Below are 19,238 nucleotides of genomic sequence, written 5' to 3' on the forward strand. Positions count from 1 at the left end.
CGGACTATATCATACAATTGTTAATGTAAATGTAAATTCCACCCCATCTTTTACATTTTTAACCCAAATATCCTCTCCATGTTGCGTTAAAATAAGTCTAACTATTGGCAATCCTAGCCCTGTACTTTCTTTGTTAGTACGCGACTTATCTGATTTATAAAATCTATCCCATATTCTTATTATTTGTTCTTCAGACATTTTATTTCCATTATTAAGAATACTAACATAAACTTTATTAGCCTTAACTTTTGTATTGACTTTTATAAATCCACCTTCATCGGTATATTTAACTGCATTATCTAAAAGATTTGTAACTACTTGTATAATTCTATCCATATCGGCAAATACAAATTGATGTTTATTTTCAAGCAAAACTTCAACATGCAAATCCTTACCTGCAATTTTACCTTCTAAATTTGCAAGGCATAATTTAATAACAGCATTTATATCCATTTCAGATTTACTTAGCTTAAATTTTCCTGCTTCCATAGCAGAAATATCTAATAAATCATTAACAAGTCTTGATAACCTACTTATTTCATCATGAACTATTTTTAAATAATAATCTTCTTTATCTTTTTGAATTACTCCATCTAAAATTCCAGAAATAAATCCATTAATAGATGTTATTGGAGATCTTAGTTCATGTGATACATTAGATATAAATTCTCTTCTATTTTTATCTACTTTTTCTAGTGATTCTGCCATCATATTAAATGATTGTGCAAGTTCCCCTATTTCATCCTTTGAATTAATAACAACTTTTTTATCAACATCACCTTTAGCTAACTTTTCTGCTGCAACATTAATTTCATTTATAGGCTCTATAATAAGTTTCTTAGCCACATATGAAATAACAATAGCAGATAATATAACCGCTACCAAAACTGATATCCATATAATTTCATTAACTCTTGTAAGAGCACTTTGAATGTTTTCATCTGATGCAAAAATAATAATTGCACCTCTATAATCATCACCATCAATAATAGGTTTTATATAGGCCCCTCTATCACTATTAATTTTTTCAAGTTTAACATTTTGAAGAGGGTTACCTTTTTTTAATGTATCCTTATCATCATCAGACAATGAAATATCTATAACCTTATCACCTAAATAATTATTTGATGATGCATAGGCAAATTCATTAGAATCTACCACTATAATATCATAATTACAATCATTAGCAATATATGTTATGGTTTCTTGTAACTTTTTAAAATCACCATTATCTGAAGAATCAAGGTATGTTTTTGCTACAAAAGAAATATTTACACATTGACTATTTAATTCTTCCTTTTGCTCATTTTCAAAATATGTTCTAAACCAAAATGATAGCACTACTGCGAGAATAATTAAAATAACAGCTAAGATACCTGAAAATACAATTATAAGCTTATTAACTAAGCTGCCTTTTTTCATTTTATCTCACCTCAAATTTATAGCCTACTCCCCAAACAGTTTCAATTTGCCAGTTTTCCCCACCTGTTAATTTTTCTCTAAGTCTTTTTACATGAACATCTACAGTTCTTGAATCTCCTGGGTAATCATATCCCCATACTTCACATAAAAGTTGTTCTCTAGTAAATACTTTATTTTTATTGCAAGCCAAATAATATACTAATTCAAATTCCTTTGGTGGCATCTTAATTTCTTTACCTTTATAAATAACATTGTAAGAGTTTGCATCTATCACTAAATCACTATAATGCAATACCTCCTTACTTGTTGTATCGACTGTATACCTTCTCATTACAGCTTTAACTCTAGCAAGTAACTCCTTTGGTTCAAAAGGTTTTACAACATAATCATCAGCCCCGAGTTCTAATGCTAAAACTTTGTCAAAAGTATCTCCTTTTGCTGTAAGCATGATTACAGGTGTAGTGCCTTCCTTTCTAATCCATTTCAATACATCTACTCCGTCAATATTAGGTAGCATTACATCTAACAATACTAAATCAGGCTTATACTCCCCAAAAGCATCTTCAGCAGCCCTTCCATCATTTACCACTTTAGTATCATATCCTGAGCTCTGTAAATACATGTTAATTACTTCTGCTATATTTGTATCGTCATCTACTATTAGAACCTTTCCTAAATTTCCTTCCATCTTTTTACACCCCTTTTAACGTCTATAATATAAATTTAACACTTTTTTTATTTTATTTATATACTTTAATAGAAATGTTACAAATTATTCACCTTTATAAAGTCATATTGCAAAAAAGAGCCTCACAAAGTAAGCAAGGCTCTCTTTTTAATATGTAAATTAAACTTCAAATAATTTACTTATAGGTTCATCATCATAAATTCTTCTTATTGCTTCTGCAAATAGTGGAGCAACAGAAATTGATGTAAACTTACTTAAATCAGCACCTTCTGGTAAAGGAATAGTATTAAGAACTGCTAAATCTTCTATGGCAGAACTATTAATTCTTTCAAGAGCTGGTCCTGAAAGTACTCCATGAGTACATCCTGCATATACAGCAGTAGCTCCTAAATCTTTTAATGCATTTGCTGCATTTGTTATAGTTCCTGCAGTATCAATCATATCATCAATTAATATACATCTCTTTCCTTTTACTTCACCAATTATATTCATAATTTCTGAAACATTTGGTTTTGGTCTTCTCTTATCTATAATAGCAATTGGAGCATTTAATCTATCTGCAAATTTTCTTGCTCTTGTAACGCTACCTAAGTCTGGTGAAACTACTACTACATCATCTTGATCAGCTAATCCCTTTTGTTTGAAATGTTCAGCAAGTATTGGAGATCCTAATAAATGATCAACTGGTATATTAAAATATCCTTGGATTTGTGCTGCATGCAAATCCATTGTTAAAACTCTGTCTGCACCTGCTGATGTTAATAAGTCTGCTACTAATTTTGCAGTAATTGGATCTCTTGATTTTGCCTTTCTATCCTGTCTTGCATAACCATAATATGGTATAACAGCTGTTATTCTTCCTGCTGATGCTCTCTTAAAAGCATCTATCATAATTAACAATTCCATTAAATTATTGTTTACTGGAGAATTAGTAGATTGTATTATAAATACATCTGTACCTCTTACAGTTTCTTTAATATTAACAGATATTTCACCATCGCTAAATGTAGATACTGTAGCATCTCCTACTGGAACGCCTAAAATCTCAGCAATTTCATTTGCTAAGGAAGGATTGGAATTACCAGTAAAAATCTTTATACTTTTTCCATGACTTAACATAAATATAAGGACCTCCTTAAATTTTTCAATGATTAAGCAATAATTTAATTGCTTAATCGATTTTTGTAAAATAATTTTAGTCTTTTGGTATAATTTTAGTATATATAAATTATTTCATTAAACCCTTTTTTTCAACCCAACCAGGAATATTTCTTTGTTTTGCTCTAGCTATTGATAAATTGCCTTCTGGAACTTCCTGTGTAATTGTTGAGCCTGCTGCTATATAGGTATTATCTTTAACTTCTACTGGTGATACTAAATTAGTATTACACCCAATAAAACTATGATTTCCTATAATAGTCTTATTTTTAACTTTTCCATCATAATTAACAACTACAGTACCACATCCAAAGTTACATTCTTCACCAACTGTAGCATCTCCTATATATGTCAAATGAGAAACTTTTGTTCCATTTCCTATAGTAGATTTTTTAATTTCTACAAAGTCACCTATTCTAGCATTATTTCCTATTGTTGTTTCTGGTCTAATATATGCAAAAGGACCAACTGTAGTATTTTTCCCTATTTTACTATCTAATATAACTGAAGATTGAACATCTGTACCATCTTCTATTATGCTATCTTTTATTCTTGAATTTTGGTACAAAATACAATTTGAACCTATCTTGGTATTTCCTTCTAATATATTGCCTGGATATACTATAGTATCTTTTCCTATTTCAACATCTATGCCAATGTATGTATTTTGAGGATCAATTATTGTAACTCCATTATCTAAATGCTTGTTATTAATTCTTTTTCTTAAAATACATTCAGCTTCTGCTAGTTGTGCCCTTGAATTTACTCCTATAGTATCTTCATAATCTGTTACTAAAGAACCAACTCTTTTATTTTTTGATTTTAAGATGCCAATAACATCTGTTAAATAATATTCTCCTTGAGCATTATTATTTGATAATTCATCTAATGCTAATAATAACTCATTTATATTGAAACAATACATTCCTGCATTCATTTCGTTTATTTTAAGTTCTTCCTCTGTACAATCTTTATGTTCTACTATCTTTATAACTTCGTCTCCTGATCTTACGATTCTTCCATATCCAGTAGGATCATCAACATATGCAGACATAAGAGTTGCTGAATTTTTCTTTTGTTCATGTTCATTAAATAATTTTTCTATTGTATCAACTTTTGTAAGTGGAGAATCTCCTGTAAAAACAGCTACTACACCATCTTTACCTTTTAAGAATTCTTTGGCAGCCTTTACTGCATCACCTGTTCCAAGTTGCTCTTTTTGCACTGAATAAGTTACATTTCTATCTTTTGTTCCTTCTTTGACAAGTTCAGCACCTTTACCTATAATTACATTAATATCATTTATACCAGCTTTTCTAATGTTATCAATAACATGATTAACCATCTCTTTACCACACACTTTATGTAGTACCTTTGGTATATCAGATTTAATTCTCTTACCTTGACCTGCTGCCAATATTAGTGCACATCTATACACAATACCACCTCTATTAATTTTTAAAATATTATATTCTAAATTTTAAACAAACTATTACAAATTTTAACACAAAATTTAGTCATACCTACTATATTATATTTGATAGCGCATTTCATTTCAACCTTTCCTCCTAATTTTTATTAATAAAAAATTATTTTTACAAATCAATCAATAGAAACAATGTGCTTACTTTTAAATTAGGCAAAAAAATAAAGGGAAAATTATCCCTTCATTTTTTTGATTATTCAAGATTATTCAGTTACAGATTCATTTTCTGTATCTTCAACTTTTGCTTTTTCATAAGCTTCTAAAATTGAAGTTTGAATTTTCTCTCTTGTTTCTGTGTTGATAGGATGAGCTATATCCTTAAACTCTCCATCTGGTGTTTTTCTACTTGGCATTGCAATGAATAATCCATTTTGTCCTTCTATAACTTTAATATCATGCACTACGAATTCATTATCGAAAGTAACAGATACTATGGCTTTCATTTTTCCGTCAGTAGCAATTTTTCTAATTCTAACGTCTGTGATTTGCATTTCACTACACCTCCAGTTGTTTATATTTTATTTATTCTCCACTACTTTCCATAATCCTTCTTTTTCCTTAGAAAAATTTTAGAATTATAACATTTTTTTATATTTTATATCATTTTATCTTATTTTTTTATCTTTTTTGTATTTTTTTATAAGTTAATTAAAGTACTTTGAAGGATGCATTTTAATTTCACATTTTTTGCTTAATGTTTCATATTTTACAGAATTAACTTCTATAATGGAAATATATTCATCTATAAGTTTTTCATGTACTTCATTACTTTCAACTAAAACTCCAATTCCAACAAGTTCACAATCGAACTCCATAAGAAGTTCTTTTATACCTTGAGCTGTTCCCCCACCTTTTAAAAAGTCATCTATAAAAATACTTTTTGTTTTAGGTTTCATAGACTTTTTAGCCAAAGACATTTGTTGCAGTCTTCCATTTGTACCAGATACATAATTAATAGTAACTGTAGAACCTTCCGTTACCATTGCAGATCTTCTTGCAATTACAAGTTCAACTCCTAGGTTTTTTGCCACTTCGTATGCAAGAGGGATGCCTTTAGTTTCAACTGTAATAACATAATCTACATCTATATCCTTAAAATATGAAGAAAGAATAATTCCAGCCTTGTTTATTATAGAAGGACTATACATAATGTCTGTCATATATATATAATTTCCGGCAATGATTCTTGAACCATCACTTAATGTATTGCAAAGTTCTTTTGCAAATTCTAAGCTCTTGTCTTTATCTATAACTGGGACATATTTAACTCCCCCAGCAGCTCCTGTTATAGTTTCTATTTTACCCATTCTTAACCTATCTAAAGATGCTCTTATAATAATTAAATCTTCACTAATTGTAGATTTAGCTGCATTTAGCAAATTGGAAAAATAATTAAGCCCCATTATCTTATTTGGATTTTCCATAAGTATTTTAGTTATAGCGACTATTCTGCTATTCCTAGTTAACTTATTCATTTATTTCACCTACTTTTAATATTTGACAAACATTAAATAACTATTTGGCTTTTAACGTTCATTATTTATTATATATTCTTAGAAATAAATAAACAATTATTCAATGTTTTTTTCCTATATTCTATGTTCATTTTTAAAAAAATGTATATAATTATAGGTATGTATATAATTATAGGTATGTATATTATTAAAATAAAAAGGGGTTGTTTAGCTTGTCATTTGATTTTTTAAAAGATAAACACATGAAAATACATTTTATTGGTATTGGTGGAATAAGTATGAGTGGTCTTGCTGCTGTACTTTTAAATAACGGATACAAAGTATCAGGATCAGATTTCAAAGAATCAAAAATAATAGAAACTTTAAGAAGCAAGGGTGCTGAAATTTACATAGGACATAGTGCTGAAAATTTAAAAGATGTAGATTTAGTAGTTTATACTGCAGCAATTCCTTCAGATAATCCTGAAATTTTAGAAGCCAAAAAAAGGAATCTAATTCTTATGGATAGAGCAGAATTTTTAGGTTCTATAATGAAAGGTCATAAATATAATGTAGCTATATCTGGAACTCATGGTAAAACAACATGTACATCTATGCTTTCTAGCATAACACTAGAAGGTAATCTTGATCCTACTATACTTGTTGGTGGAGAACTTGATTTAATAGGTGGTAATTATAGAATTGGAAAAAGTGATTACTTTATCACTGAAGCATGTGAATACAAGGCCTCATTTTTAAAATTCTTCCCATATGTTGGAGTAATACTTAATATAGATGCTGATCATCTAGATTATTACAAGGATATTAATGATATAAATGATACTTTTACTAAATTTTCAAAACTTGTTCCAAATGATGGATACCTAGTAGGTTATGGAGAAGATAAAAGAGTAAAAAAAATACTAGACGAAGCTTCATGTAATACTATAAGTTATGGTTTTACTAACGAAGATTTAACAGCAACAGACATTTCTTACAATAATAAAGGTTGTGCAACATTTACTGTTTGTGAAAAAGGCACAAAATTATTTAACATAACATTAAATAACCCTGGAAAGCATAATATTTTAAATGCATTAGCAGCAATTGCAGTAGCTTTAATATTCAATGTTCCAAATGATAAGATTATAAATGGTCTTAAAAAATGTAAGGGTGCTCACAAAAGATTTGAATATAAGGGCGAAATAAATGGAATTACAGTAATAGATGATTATGCACATCATCCAACTGAAATTAAAGCAACTTTAAGTACTGCTTCAAAAATTCCACATAAAAAAGTATACTGTGTATTCCAACCACATACTTATACAAGAACAAAAGCATTATTTACTGAATTTAGTGAAGCCTTTAAAGATTGCGATGAACTTATACTAATGGATATATATGCTGCAAGAGAAAAAGACACAGGTCTTGTATCTTCTGATGAACTTGGAGATGCAATAAGAAATAAAGGATATAAATGTACAAATGTACATTCACACGATGAAGCTTGTAATTACTTAAAATCAAAAATCCAAACAGGTGATGTTGTATTAACTGTTGGTGCTGGTGATGTTGTATTAGTTGGAGAAAAACTTCTACAAAAATAGCTTAAAAGGTATGTTTTTCTTTTAAACATACCTTTCTTTTTTACAAAATTATATAAATATTTAACAAAATGGTGGTGTATACTTATGAAAATAGCAATCATTTCAGATATTCATAGCAATGTTTATGCTTTAATGAATGTTTTTGATGACATTGATGACCAAAAAGCAGATTTAATTGTATGTTTAGGAGATTTAGTAGGTTATGGGCCTCATCCTAATGAAACAATTTCATATATAAAAAGAAAAAATGTATTATGTTTAAAAGGAAATTATGATGCTTCTGTAGTAGATAATGATTTTTCTTATATAAGACAAACAGATATAAATTCATTTACTCTTCCATGGACTGTAGCTGAACTTAGAGCAGCTAATAAATATTATTTAAATGGTCTTCCAGAAAATTTAACATTAAATTTTAATAAAAAAAGTATAAAATTTGTACATGGCAGTCCAAATAAAATAAATGAATACTTATTTGAAAATGAAGAAAACACAAAACAAGTTATGGCTGATTTAAAAGAAGATATTTTAATTTGTGCACACACCCATATACCTGCTGTAAAACAATTTGGGAATAAATTATTTATAAATTGTGGAAGTGTAGGCAAACCAAAAATAGGATCTCCTAATTCTACTTACTGTTTATTAGACATTGATCCTTTAGGAAAAGTAACTCCTCAAATAAGGCAAGTTTCCTATGAAGTCAAAAAAATAATTAAGGATATGGAAATGTTAAATTTCCCATCTTCACTTATAAGAAGCTTTGAAGAAGGTCAGGAATATTAAAATGTACAACAATTCTTATGTTAACAATAATGGGCAAAATTCTATGTATAACAATCCTTTCTTTAATATCACTTATATTTAGTATATTAGCTGTATGTGTATTCTTTAGTAAAAGTTCTTCAAGTACACCTATACTTATACTTGATTTTGTAAGTGCTTTTTTCACTTTTAAAAATATGGCATCCAAAACACTTTGGATGCCTTCTTATATCAATCTTTCATATCACCTTCTTCATTATCTTCTTCGTTAATATCTTCTAATACTAATTCTATATCTTCTACTGCTTCCTTAATGTCTTCTACAATATCTTCTTTACTAGTATTCTCATCCCTTGATACAAGCCTGCCTTTCAATATGTTTACTTTTTGTAATTTCTTATTTAAAATTTTTTGACCTTTCATTTAATCCTCCCAAAAAAATATATGTATTAGTATATGATGAAACAGTTGCATTTGCGCTAAAAGTATTGTAAAATCGAATTAATGTTATATTTTATAAACTATGATAAGAAGAGTAAGTTTAGAACTACGTCTTAGCGAATAAGGGATGGTGTAAGCCTTATACAAAGTCTATTCTGAAAAACATCTTTGAGTTTCTAACCGAAAGTTAATATTTTAATTAGTAGGCTTAGACGTAATTGACGCGTTAAGTTATAGGGCATTTAATAAATGCCTGTTTAAGTGGCTTTTTAGCAAATTAGGTGGTACCGCGAATATATATCATTCGTCCTTTTTATAGGATGAATGATTTTTTATTTAAGTAATAAATTTTATATCTGTAAATGGAGGTAAATTAATGGAAAAATCTATATTAGTAAAATCTATATTTAGAGAAACAGAAAAATATGTATCAAAAGAAGTAAGAATATCTGGTTGGGTAAGAACTTTAAGAGCTTCTAATGCATTTGGTTTTATTGAAGTTAATGATGGTTCTTTCTTTAAAAACATTCAAGTTGTATTTGGTAATGAACTTTCAAATTTTAAAGAAATATCAAAACTTGCTATAAGTTCATCTATAACTGTAATAGGTACTTTAGTTGAAACACCAGAAGCTAAACAACCCTTTGAAATTCAAGCAAAAGAAGTTATATTAGAAGGAAATTCAGATTCTGATTATCCTCTTCAAAAGAAAAGACATACTTTTGAATACTTAAGAACTATAGCTCATTTAAGACCTAGAAGTAATGCTTTTTCCGCTACATTTAGAGTTCGTTCAGTAGCTGCTTATGCTATACATAAGTTCTTCCAAGATCAAGGTTTTGTATATACAAATACTCCAATACTTACAGGAAGTGACTGTGAAGGTGCAGGTGAAATGTTCCAAGTAACAACTTTACCTCTTAATAATGCCCCAACTACAGAAGATGGAAATATTGATTACAAACAAGATTTCTTTGGTAAGGAAACAAATCTTACTGTATCAGGTCAATTAAATGCTGAATGTTTTGCATTAGCTTTTAGAAATGTATACACATTTGGTCCAACATTTAGAGCAGAAAATTCAAATACAGCTAGACATGCTGCTGAATTCTGGATGGTTGAACCTGAAATTGCATTTGCAGACCTTGCAGATGATATGGATCTTGCAGAAGCAATGTTAAAGTATGTTATAAAATACGTTATGAATGAATGCCCAGAAGAAATGGAATTTTTCAATAAATTTGTTGATAAGGGCTTACTTGACAGACTAAATCATGTTGTATCTTCAGATTTTGGAAGAGTTACTTATACAGAAGCTGTTGAAATATTAAAGAAAGCTAAAAAAGATTTTGACTATCCAGTTGAATGGGGTATAGACCTTCAAACTGAACACGAAAGATACTTAACTGAAGAACACTTTAAAAAGCCAGTATTTGTTACTGACTATCCAAAGGATATTAAAGCATTCTACATGAGAATAAATGATGACAATAAAACTGTTGCTGCAGCAGACTGTTTAGTTCCAGGAATAGGAGAGATTATTGGAGGAAGCCAAAGAGAAGAGAGACTTGATGTATTAAAGAAAAGAATGGCTGAACTTGGACTTAAAGAAGAGGATTATTGGTGGTATCTAGAACTTAGAAAATACGGAGAAACAAAACATGCTGGATTTGGTCTTGGTTTTGAAAGACTTATTATGTATATAACTGGTATGTCTAACATAAGAGACGTTCTTCCATTCCCAAGAACAACAGGTCAATCAGAATTTTAATAAAAAAAATTGCGAACTAGCTTAAATGCTGAGTTCGCAATTTTTTTATTTGTATATTATTCATAAATATTTTTCTTTTTAGCTTTTGCCTTTGCTTGTTTTTTCTTTAAAGGATGCTTTGGATTTTTATCTGACATATTTATCGCCTCTTTTCTTTTTTACTTATATGTCATTATCCTTCAATGGCAATATATTTCTTATTTTCTACTTCTGGTTTTGCTTCTTTCTTAGGAACAAATAATTTCAAGATACCATGTTTAAATTCACCTTTAATATCTTCTTCTTTTAAGGCATCTCCTACATAAAAGCTTCTTTCACATGCTCCTGTATAACGTTCCTTTCTAATATAATGACCACTATCCTTTTCTTTTTCGTCCTTATCTAGACCTTTTGCTGCACTGATAGTTAAATATCCATTTTCAAGACTAGCCTTAATTTCTTCTTTTGTGAATCCTGGTAGATCCATCTCTATTTCATAGCCATCTTCTTTTTCTTTAATATCAGTTTTCATAATTCTATTAGCTTTCTTTCCATATAATTTCTTTTCTACATTCTTCATATCTTTATCTTCGTAGAATGGGAAATCATTAAAGAAATCATCAAACAAATTTTCTCCAAAAATACTAGGCATTAACATAAGTCATCTCTCCTTTTCATAAACATATATTGTTTACCTTGTTTTTTTTGGAACAGGGATGTTTCAAGAACTTCACAGGATTTTCTATCCTTTTTATTGTTCCCTTCCTTTGTTCTTAACTATGTTATAACACTCTTTATTAGCACTGTCAAGTGGTGAGTGCTAATTTTTCTATTTTTTATATACTTTCACTTTTTTTTAAATCTAATATATATTTTAAGGTAGATTTAAGCAAACTGTTTAATAATATAATCATAGACAGAAACAAAAATACATTTAAATACTTACTCCCCCTAGTAAATATTTAAAAAATGTTTCTCATATTTTATTTATCCCCTAAGAAAAGATGCAGATTCTCCTCATTATCTGCATCTTTTTGTTTTGCTAAAAAATCTTAATTACATGTAAAGCTCATGGAATTCATTACCTTATTTTAAACTAAATTTAAAGTAAAAGAAATCATAATTAAATTAAACTATTACTTAAATAATATTTAGGAATAATTTTTTTCAATATATACTATTATCATAAGAAAAGACAAAAGGAATTTTTAGAAAGGAGATGTTTAATATGATTTTTGCTGTAACTGCTCTTTTAACTTTTATTGCTTTAGGTGCATATACATTATTAGCAAATTAATATATATTTATATAAAAAGTTGCAGCTAATATAAAACTTAGCTTGCAACTTTTTTATTGCTATTATAAATAACAACTATATCATTTTCTTTTATCTTACTTCTACCTCTTGGGATAATATTTTCATCGCCTCTCTTTATCATCAAAGCTAATGAATCTTTTGGTAATTGTATTTCTTGTAAAGTTTTATTTTGCCAATGATGTCCATTAGGAATAAACACCCTCATTAATGTCATATCTGATTCTTCTTGATAGTCGTTAAATGTTTTTCTAATATCAAATTTTTCATCCACCATATTCAATTTAGAAGCAACCAATGATAAAAGAGATCCTTGAATTAGAACTGACATAAATGCAACTAACAAAACTATATGATATATATTGTTTTGAATAGATGTATTACTTGCTATTATCATAATTGAAAAAACAATAGATGATGCACCTCTAAGTCCAGACCACGATACAAGCATACATTTATCATTACTACATTTAAATATTTTTAATATAACAAATACTACTGCTGGTCTTGCTATTAATGTTAAAAATATACAAATATAAACTCCTATTAAAAAAATTCCTGGTATCTCATGAGGATTTGCAAGTAATCCTAACAAGAAAAATATTAATATCTGAGATAAGCCTGTAATTCCGTCAAAAAAATGAACTAAATTTATCTTATTACCTATAGAACTGTTTCCTAGCAATATTCCTGTAATATAAACGCTTAAATATCCATTTCCATCTATCATCACAGACAAAGCAAAAGACATTAATGCTATAGCTATAACAAATATACTATCTAATTCATCATTAATTCTTTTTACCCTTTTCATTACATAAATGCTCATTATGGCAATTACTATTCCTATTAATATACCAAAGAAAATCTGCTTAAATATTAAAGGTAAAATAGAAATATTACTATCATTGTTTAAAAAACTTAATCCAATTATCACAAGCATATAAGCTATAGGATCATTACTTCCACTTTCAAGTTCTAAAATGGATGCTGTGTTATCTTTTAAGTTCAATTTTTTTGATCTAAGTATAGAAAATACAGATGCTGCATCGGTAGGACTTAATACTGCTCCTATTAAAAATGATTCTATATAGCTAAAAGATAAAACATAATGGCAAAATAAGAATACAAGAAATGCAGTACCAAAAACACCTAAAGTAGATAAAAGTATTGATTCTTTAGCAACACTTTTTGCCACTTTCCACTTAGTACAAAATCCACTATAAAACATTATAAATATAAGTGCTATTGAACAAACTTTTTCTGTAATATCATAATTATCATAATTTATCTTAAATATTCCATCTGCTCCAAATATCATACCTATTATCATAAATAATACTAATGAAGGTACTCCAAATTTATATGAAAACTTATTAGCAAGTATACAACTTAATATTACTATTGCACAAAGAAATAAATTAAACTCCAAAGTTATCACCCCATTTTTTGTATATATAGTAATTATATATTATATACCTATACTCTTAAATATTTTTGTCAAAATTTCTAATAATATTAAATAATTTTATTTATTAATATTATTTTTAAATTAATAAATAAAAATAGAACTATCTATTATTAAAAGATAATTCTACTTCGTAAAACTACAGTTTGAAAAAGTAACTTCTCTCCCAATTGCTATACCACTGTTTTCTGAATTGCTTTTGCCACATATAATATTGAGAATACATATAAATAACAATGCAGCAATAAACGCAACAATTATAGTTGATAAAAAGGTTTTTCCTGGCATCTTCCTCACCCCTCTTACAAGATTATGATAATAAAATAATGTAAAATTCATATACAAGCAATTGTAAAATCTTATTAATCTTATTGTTAAATGCTATTAAGCAAATAAAAGCAGTTTATGACAAAAATCATAAACTGCTTTTATTATTTGCTATGATGCTTCGCTTTCATCTACTACTTCTTCTCTTCCAACAATTTGTCCGTCTATAAGTTTTACAATAGATGTTCCATAAAGAGCTGATTCATATGAATGAGTTACTTGAACTAATGTTTTACCATATTGTTTATTAATCTTTTTAAATAATTGCATAATATCTGTCCCAGTTTTTGAATCTAGATTACCAATAGGTTCATCTAGGAATATTATATCAGGATCAAAAACTAAAGCCCTTGCTATAGCAACTCTCTGTTGCTGACCTCCTGAAAGTTCTCTTGGAGTCATTTTTCTTTTTTCTTTCATTCCTATAATATCAAGTATTTCTTCAAGCTTATCTTTATAATCCCTTACTTTCTTGCCATCTAATATAATAGGAAGCATTATATTATCTTCTACTGACAAATTAGGTACCAAATTATAAAATTGAAATACAAAACCTACTTTAGTTCTTCTTATTTTGCTCATTTCCTTTTGCTTTATTTTGCCTAAATCTTTATTATCAAGTATAACCTTACCTGATGTAGGCTTATCAAGACCACCTAAAAGATAAAGTAATGTAGATTTACCTCCACCAGAAGGTCCCATTATTGATATAAACTCTCCTTTTTGTATTTCTAAATTTATATCCTTTAATACATGTACTTTTTCTTTTCCCACTTGAAATGATTTATTTAAATTTTTAACACTTATTATACTCATATGCTTTTCCCCCAATTATTCATATTTTAATTCACTTATTATTGATAGCTTTCTATTTTTAAATATTACTGGTAATGTAGCAATTAAAATAATTATTAATGTTCCAATTAAGTATTGTGGTACAATGCTAAAGTCCATTTTAGCTTCTAAAGGTAATTTTATTACATTTGAAAATCTACTTACAAGTTTCATTATTAATATACATAATGGCATGGTTATTACAAATGACCACATTACAGATAATATTGATTCAAACACAAGCATTAAATTTCTTCTTCCATTAGACATTCCTATAGATGTTAATACTGCAAGTTCCCTCTTTCTTTGTAAAAATCCTATTATTATATTATTTAAAATACCAAGAGCCGCAATTATTATTGACATATATGAAAATATTGATAAAACATTTATAACCATTTGATTGTTTTCTTCATCTATTTTTTTAATTTCATTTTTAGTAGATATATTTACACCATACTTCTTTGTAAGAAATTTCAAATCATTTTTAACATCTTCTGCGTTTCTTGTAGTAGAAAACACTAATTCTTGTCTGCCCTTCATTCCAAATTCATTTTCAAGAGTAGAATTTTTCATAAACATCGTATATCCCATGTTAAAAAGCTTACCATCATAAGTTCCAATTATCTCTAAATCATTTGATTTACCATTTAATTCAATAGTTACAATATCTCCAACTTTTTTATTAATTTGCTCAAGTACATTTTTAGAAACAATTATAGATTTTTCTTTATCCTTAAATTTATTAAACATATCTATATTTTTGTCTGATTTAAAATCTAAGTACTTATTATAATCAGCATAGCTATCCTCATCAATGCATGTAATTCTTTCATCTTGTCCATCTATATTAACATAATCATTATATTCTTCACAAAATGTAGATTTATCAATTCCATCTATTTTTTCTAAGTCTTTTTCTATTAATTTAACTACTGGTTCTCCATCTTCTTTAATAGTTGAAATATCTTGTATATTTATATCAACCTTTAAATCTTCATAACATCCAACAAGCATATTTTTTATACTTGTACCTAATGAAGTAATCATAAAAATTGAACTTAAAGCCACTATCATTAATGATATATTTCCAAGTAGAACTTTAGATGTTCTTAAATTATTAATTGAAAATACTAAGCTTTTACTTCTTCCTTTTAATAATTTGTATAACCCCCTTGATAATATATCTACGACCTTTTGATATACACAAACTGCACCTATTATTGATGTTAATATTGCAATTGAACCAAGTTCATCAAATTCTTCTCCATTAGCAAATGCTACCACTATTGAAAAAAGAAGTAAAACAATTCCAATTATAAATTTTCCCCATCCAATATGTGTTGAAACAGCAACATTATTTAATATTACTTCTTTTACTTGAAGTCTTCTTACTTTCAATACTGGAATTAATGCTGATACAACAGCCAGAATTATTGAAAATATCATTCCAAAAACAAGAGTTTCTATATTAATATCAACTTTTTCAATTATTCCATAATCCTTTAATGGGGATATAATATAATTAATTAATTTAAGTCCTCCTATGCCTAGTAAATTTCCTATAATACCTCCAAAAACTCCATATACTACACTTTCTAAAAGCAATATTTTTTCAACAGTTCCTACAGTAGCACCTTGACTTAAAAATGTTCCTATAACAGGTAGCCTTTCTGTTACTGTTAATTTAAATGAACCATATATTATAATTGCACTCATAACAACAACTATTACAAGCATTGCATAAAGCATAGACGTAAATGAAGACATTTGCTCTTTTACTTCATCTGCATCAAATAATTTTCTAGCGCTAAAATTATCATTAGCATCATTAAAAGCATCTATACTATCTTGTAAAGAATTTTTAGAACTATCAGCCATTATAACACTATATTTTCCTTCCACCCCAAGTTCCTTACTTAAATATTCATAAGGAATAATAACTGTAAATGAATTAATAGTATCTGTATAAAAAACATTATTCGTTGCTGATATTGCTGATACTTCTAATTCCTTATTTTGTCCTGCAATTATAAGTTCTATTTTATCTCCCTTTTTAATATTTTTTTCTTCGCTAGTTCTTTGAGATATTATACATTTTGCTCCTGAAAAGCCATCTAATGAACCCTTAAGCAATAAACTTTCATTTATGTATTCATCTTCTCTTCCAAGTAATGTTATATTAATATTTGAATCATTATCTATATAACTTCCACCTAAATATATTTCTTTTATTAGATTTTTTATTCCATCTTCTTTTATATTATCTGCATCAAAAAAAGTTTCATCATTAGAACCACTTACTATAATATCTTTATTTTCATAGCTTTCTATAAAGGGCCTAGTTGAAGACTTTATTCCTATGTCTATTACTCCACTACTTGCAACAAACAAACCTACACTCATTGCTATTGCAATTAACAGTAAAATTAATCGTCCTTTCTTTTCCATCATAGACTTTAATATATACTTTAAAAACATTATCAAATTCCCCCTTTGTGATAATAATATATTATTCCTCTTTTCTTTATTCTCTATTAATTAAACATTAAAATTAGATTAAAAATAAAACTCAGAAAGTAAAAATTACCATCTGAGCTTAAAATTTATAATTAATCAAAATTTAATATCTGTATTACACCTTTTTTGAGTGTTTCTTGAACATCTATAATTCGTTGATTTGAAGATCCTCTAAATCTCAATCCATCTTGCTTTTTATCCTCTTCAAATTTTCCATCAACTAAAACATCAATATTATTTAAAAGATCATTCCAACCTTTTTCTTTATGTTTATTTTCTAATATATATTCAAATGTATACCCTGTATAACTCCAAATATTAAGTCCATTTTCTCTTAATTTTTTTGCTATATATGCAAATTTATCTGCCTGTTCCCATGGATCACCACCTGAAAAAGTAACTCCCTTAAGCATTGGATTATCTAATATATCTTCTATTATTTCATCCATATCCATAAGTGAACCACCATAAAAATCGTGAGTATCTGGATTAAAACATCCCTTACACTTATGGCTGCAACCTTGAGCAAATAAAACTCGTCTAAGGCCTGGTCCATTTACCAAGCTCTCATATGCTATTCCTGATAATCTCACCATTTTGTCCATGAAAATTCATCCTTTCTTATTACTTATCTTTATTTTTAAGTTCACCTTCAAGCCATGCAATAAATTGTCTTGCAGATCTTGGAGAACGTCCATTATGCCATTTTTCCCATTTTAATGCTTCACTATGAAGATATTCTGTATCAACTTCAATTCCTTTTTCTTTTACTATTCCATCAACTATTTCTAAATATTCCTTTTGATTTGGTGGGAAGAAACTTATTGTTATACCAAATCTATCAGCAAGGGATAATTTTTCTTCTCTGGTATCTCTTGAATTTATTTCATCTTCATCTGAGAATTTTTCTTGTACTAAGTGTCTTCTATTTGTAGTTGCATATATTAATATATTTTCAGGTCTGTTTTCAACTCTACCTTCTAGTATTGTTTTAAGAGCTGAATAGCTTGCTTCATTTTCTTGGAATACTAAATCATCAACAAATATAATAAATTTTTGCTTTTTATGTTTTAGCAATCTTATTATTCTAGTAAAATCACTTAATTGTTCCTTATCAACTTCTATAAGCCTTAAACCATCTTTAGCATATTCATTTAATATTGCTTTAACTGTTGAAGATTTACCAGTACCTCTTGAACCATAAAGTAATAAATTATTTGCTGGAATACCATTTAAAAATTGCTTTGTATTATCTATTATATCCTTCTTTTGAAGTTCATATCCAACAAGCTGATCAAGCTTAATAGGATCTGGTTCTGCAATTTCCCTAAGTCTTCCTTCATCATCATTTTCAAATCTCTCCCAAACAAAAGCACTATAGGCAGTAGCACGTCCAGTCCCATTTTCTATGTGAAATTTTACTATATCATCTGTATACTTTGTCCAATCATCAGAATCCATTAATTTCTTTTTTAATTTTTCATAATCACCATTATTTTTTTCTATGTAATTTTCCTTATCTTTGCCCCAGTCTAATAAGCCATTTATTTTTCTTTCTACAATTACATCATCTGCAAACCTTGATAATAATATTTCTTTAATGTCATCACTTGTAATTTTAAGAATATTTGAAAGAGAATCTAACTCGTTTTTTAATCCAATCTTTACAAAGTCTGAAACATCTCCATATTTTTCAAGTCTTAATGTAAATGGATTAGTTGCAAGAAGCATTTCATCTACCAAGTTTTCCTTAAATGAAAGTTTACTATTATTTTTGTATAAAGCATATACAAATTCATTATATGCCACAATACAATCTCCAAAGGAATCCTCATTAGATATTTTATTAACAAGAGTTGTAAATTTTTTTCCCACTGAATCTTTAAATATCTCGTTATATATACATATAGATTCTAAATTTAGCTTCAATTTTTCTTCTTTTCTCATTGAAAATAGCCCCCAATTTATTAAATATCTAAAGTCTATTATACTACAAAATA

At 27.9% G+C, this 19,238-nt stretch carries 18 protein-coding genes and 1 other annotated feature; of the genes, 3 read left to right on the plus strand and 15 right to left on the minus strand.

Annotated features, from left to right (window positions below):
- Positions 1-9: 9 nt before the first annotated feature.
- From ACTNAO_RS01130 to purR, 6 genes are all read right to left on the minus strand, one after another.
- Positions 10-1,422 (minus strand): HAMP domain-containing sensor histidine kinase, encoded by a 1,413-nt coding sequence (locus ACTNAO_RS01130; RefSeq protein ID WP_441025640.1) that lies wholly within the window; start codon positions 1,420-1,422, stop codon positions 10-12.
- Position 1,423: 1 nt separating this feature from the next.
- Positions 1,424-2,110 carry a response regulator gene (locus tag ACTNAO_RS01135; RefSeq protein WP_441025637.1) on the minus strand — a complete coding sequence of 229 codons (687 nt, stop codon included), beginning with the start codon at positions 2,108-2,110 and terminating at the stop codon, positions 1,424-1,426.
- A 159-nt stretch (positions 2,111-2,269) separates the two neighbouring features.
- Positions 2,270-3,229 (minus strand): ribose-phosphate diphosphokinase, encoded by a 960-nt coding sequence (locus ACTNAO_RS01140; protein WP_441025634.1) that lies wholly within the window; start codon positions 3,227-3,229, stop codon positions 2,270-2,272.
- 109 nt (positions 3,230-3,338) lie between these two features.
- Positions 3,339-4,706 (minus strand): bifunctional UDP-N-acetylglucosamine diphosphorylase/glucosamine-1-phosphate N-acetyltransferase GlmU, encoded by a 1,368-nt coding sequence (glmU, locus tag ACTNAO_RS01145; RefSeq protein ID WP_441025631.1) that lies wholly within the window; start codon positions 4,704-4,706, stop codon positions 3,339-3,341.
- Positions 4,707-4,957: 251 nt separating this feature from the next.
- A complete protein-coding gene (spoVG, locus tag ACTNAO_RS01150; RefSeq protein WP_441025628.1) occupies positions 4,958-5,245 on the minus strand; it encodes a septation regulator SpoVG in 288 nt (95 codons plus the stop codon).
- Between the two features lie 153 nt (positions 5,246-5,398).
- Positions 5,399-6,229, minus strand: a complete 831-nt coding sequence (purR, locus tag ACTNAO_RS01155) for a pur operon repressor (protein ID WP_441025625.1) — start codon at positions 6,227-6,229, stop codon at positions 5,399-5,401.
- Positions 6,230-6,441: 212 nt separating this feature from the next.
- Between purR and murC the strand changes: the two genes are divergently transcribed.
- Together murC and ACTNAO_RS01165 are read left to right on the plus strand one after the other, a co-directional pair.
- Positions 6,442-7,818: a UDP-N-acetylmuramate--L-alanine ligase gene (gene murC / locus ACTNAO_RS01160; protein WP_441025622.1), complete on the plus strand. Its 1,377-nt coding sequence runs from the start codon at positions 6,442-6,444 to the stop codon at positions 7,816-7,818.
- A gap of 84 nt (positions 7,819-7,902) precedes the next feature.
- Complete coding sequence (locus ACTNAO_RS01165; protein ID WP_441025619.1) at positions 7,903-8,604, plus strand: metallophosphoesterase family protein; 702 nt, start codon at positions 7,903-7,905, stop codon at positions 8,602-8,604.
- Here ACTNAO_RS01165 and ACTNAO_RS01170 read toward each other — a convergent pair.
- A complete protein-coding gene (locus ACTNAO_RS01170; RefSeq protein WP_441025616.1) occupies positions 8,570-8,770 on the minus strand; it encodes a hypothetical protein in 201 nt (66 codons plus the stop codon). The two genes, ACTNAO_RS01165 and ACTNAO_RS01170, sit on opposite strands and share 35 nt — an antisense overlap.
- 44 nt (positions 8,771-8,814) lie before the next feature.
- Positions 8,815-9,006, minus strand: coding sequence for a hypothetical protein (locus tag ACTNAO_RS01175; protein WP_441025613.1), 192 nt, complete (start codon positions 9,004-9,006; stop codon positions 8,815-8,817).
- Positions 9,007-9,097: 91 nt separating this feature from the next.
- Positions 9,098-9,339, plus strand: a binding site (T-box leader).
- A gap of 61 nt (positions 9,340-9,400) precedes the next feature.
- Between ACTNAO_RS01175 and asnS the strand changes: the two genes are divergently transcribed.
- On the plus strand, positions 9,401-10,795 hold the full coding sequence (gene asnS / locus ACTNAO_RS01180) for an asparagine--tRNA ligase (RefSeq protein ID WP_441025610.1): 1,395 nt from the start codon (positions 9,401-9,403) through the stop codon (positions 10,793-10,795).
- A gap of 172 nt (positions 10,796-10,967) precedes the next feature.
- Here the strand turns inward: asnS and ACTNAO_RS01185 are convergent, their stop codons facing one another.
- From ACTNAO_RS01185 to ACTNAO_RS01215, 7 genes are all read right to left on the minus strand, one after another.
- Complete coding sequence (locus tag ACTNAO_RS01185) at positions 10,968-11,432, minus strand: Hsp20/alpha crystallin family protein (RefSeq protein ID WP_441025607.1); 465 nt, start codon at positions 11,430-11,432, stop codon at positions 10,968-10,970.
- A gap of 676 nt (positions 11,433-12,108) precedes the next feature.
- Positions 12,109-13,521, minus strand: coding sequence for a potassium/proton antiporter (locus ACTNAO_RS01190; RefSeq protein WP_441025604.1), 1,413 nt, complete (start codon positions 13,519-13,521; stop codon positions 12,109-12,111).
- 162 nt (positions 13,522-13,683) lie between these two features.
- Positions 13,684-13,845: a hypothetical protein gene (locus ACTNAO_RS01195; protein WP_441025601.1), complete on the minus strand. Its 162-nt coding sequence runs from the start codon at positions 13,843-13,845 to the stop codon at positions 13,684-13,686.
- A 150-nt stretch (positions 13,846-13,995) separates the two neighbouring features.
- A complete protein-coding gene (locus ACTNAO_RS01200; RefSeq protein ID WP_441025598.1) occupies positions 13,996-14,700 on the minus strand; it encodes an ABC transporter ATP-binding protein in 705 nt (234 codons plus the stop codon).
- Positions 14,701-14,715: 15 nt separating this feature from the next.
- Positions 14,716-17,199 carry an ABC transporter permease gene (locus ACTNAO_RS01205; RefSeq protein ID WP_441025595.1) on the minus strand — a complete coding sequence of 828 codons (2,484 nt, stop codon included), beginning with the start codon at positions 17,197-17,199 and terminating at the stop codon, positions 14,716-14,718.
- Positions 17,200-17,330: 131 nt separating this feature from the next.
- Positions 17,331-17,843: an anaerobic ribonucleoside-triphosphate reductase activating protein gene (gene nrdG / locus ACTNAO_RS01210; protein WP_441025592.1), complete on the minus strand. Its 513-nt coding sequence runs from the start codon at positions 17,841-17,843 to the stop codon at positions 17,331-17,333.
- Positions 17,844-17,862: 19 nt separating this feature from the next.
- The gene (locus ACTNAO_RS01215) at positions 17,863-19,185 is read right to left on the minus strand and encodes an ATP-binding protein (RefSeq protein WP_441025589.1); all 1,323 of its coding nucleotides are present in this window, start codon (positions 19,183-19,185) and stop codon (positions 17,863-17,865) included.
- Positions 19,186-19,238 lie beyond the last annotated feature (53 nt).

Origin of the sequence: Clostridium sp. HCP1S3_C6, assembly GCF_052066735.1 — a bacterium.
Taxonomy (GTDB): domain Bacteria; phylum Bacillota; class Clostridia; order Clostridiales; family Clostridiaceae; genus Clostridium.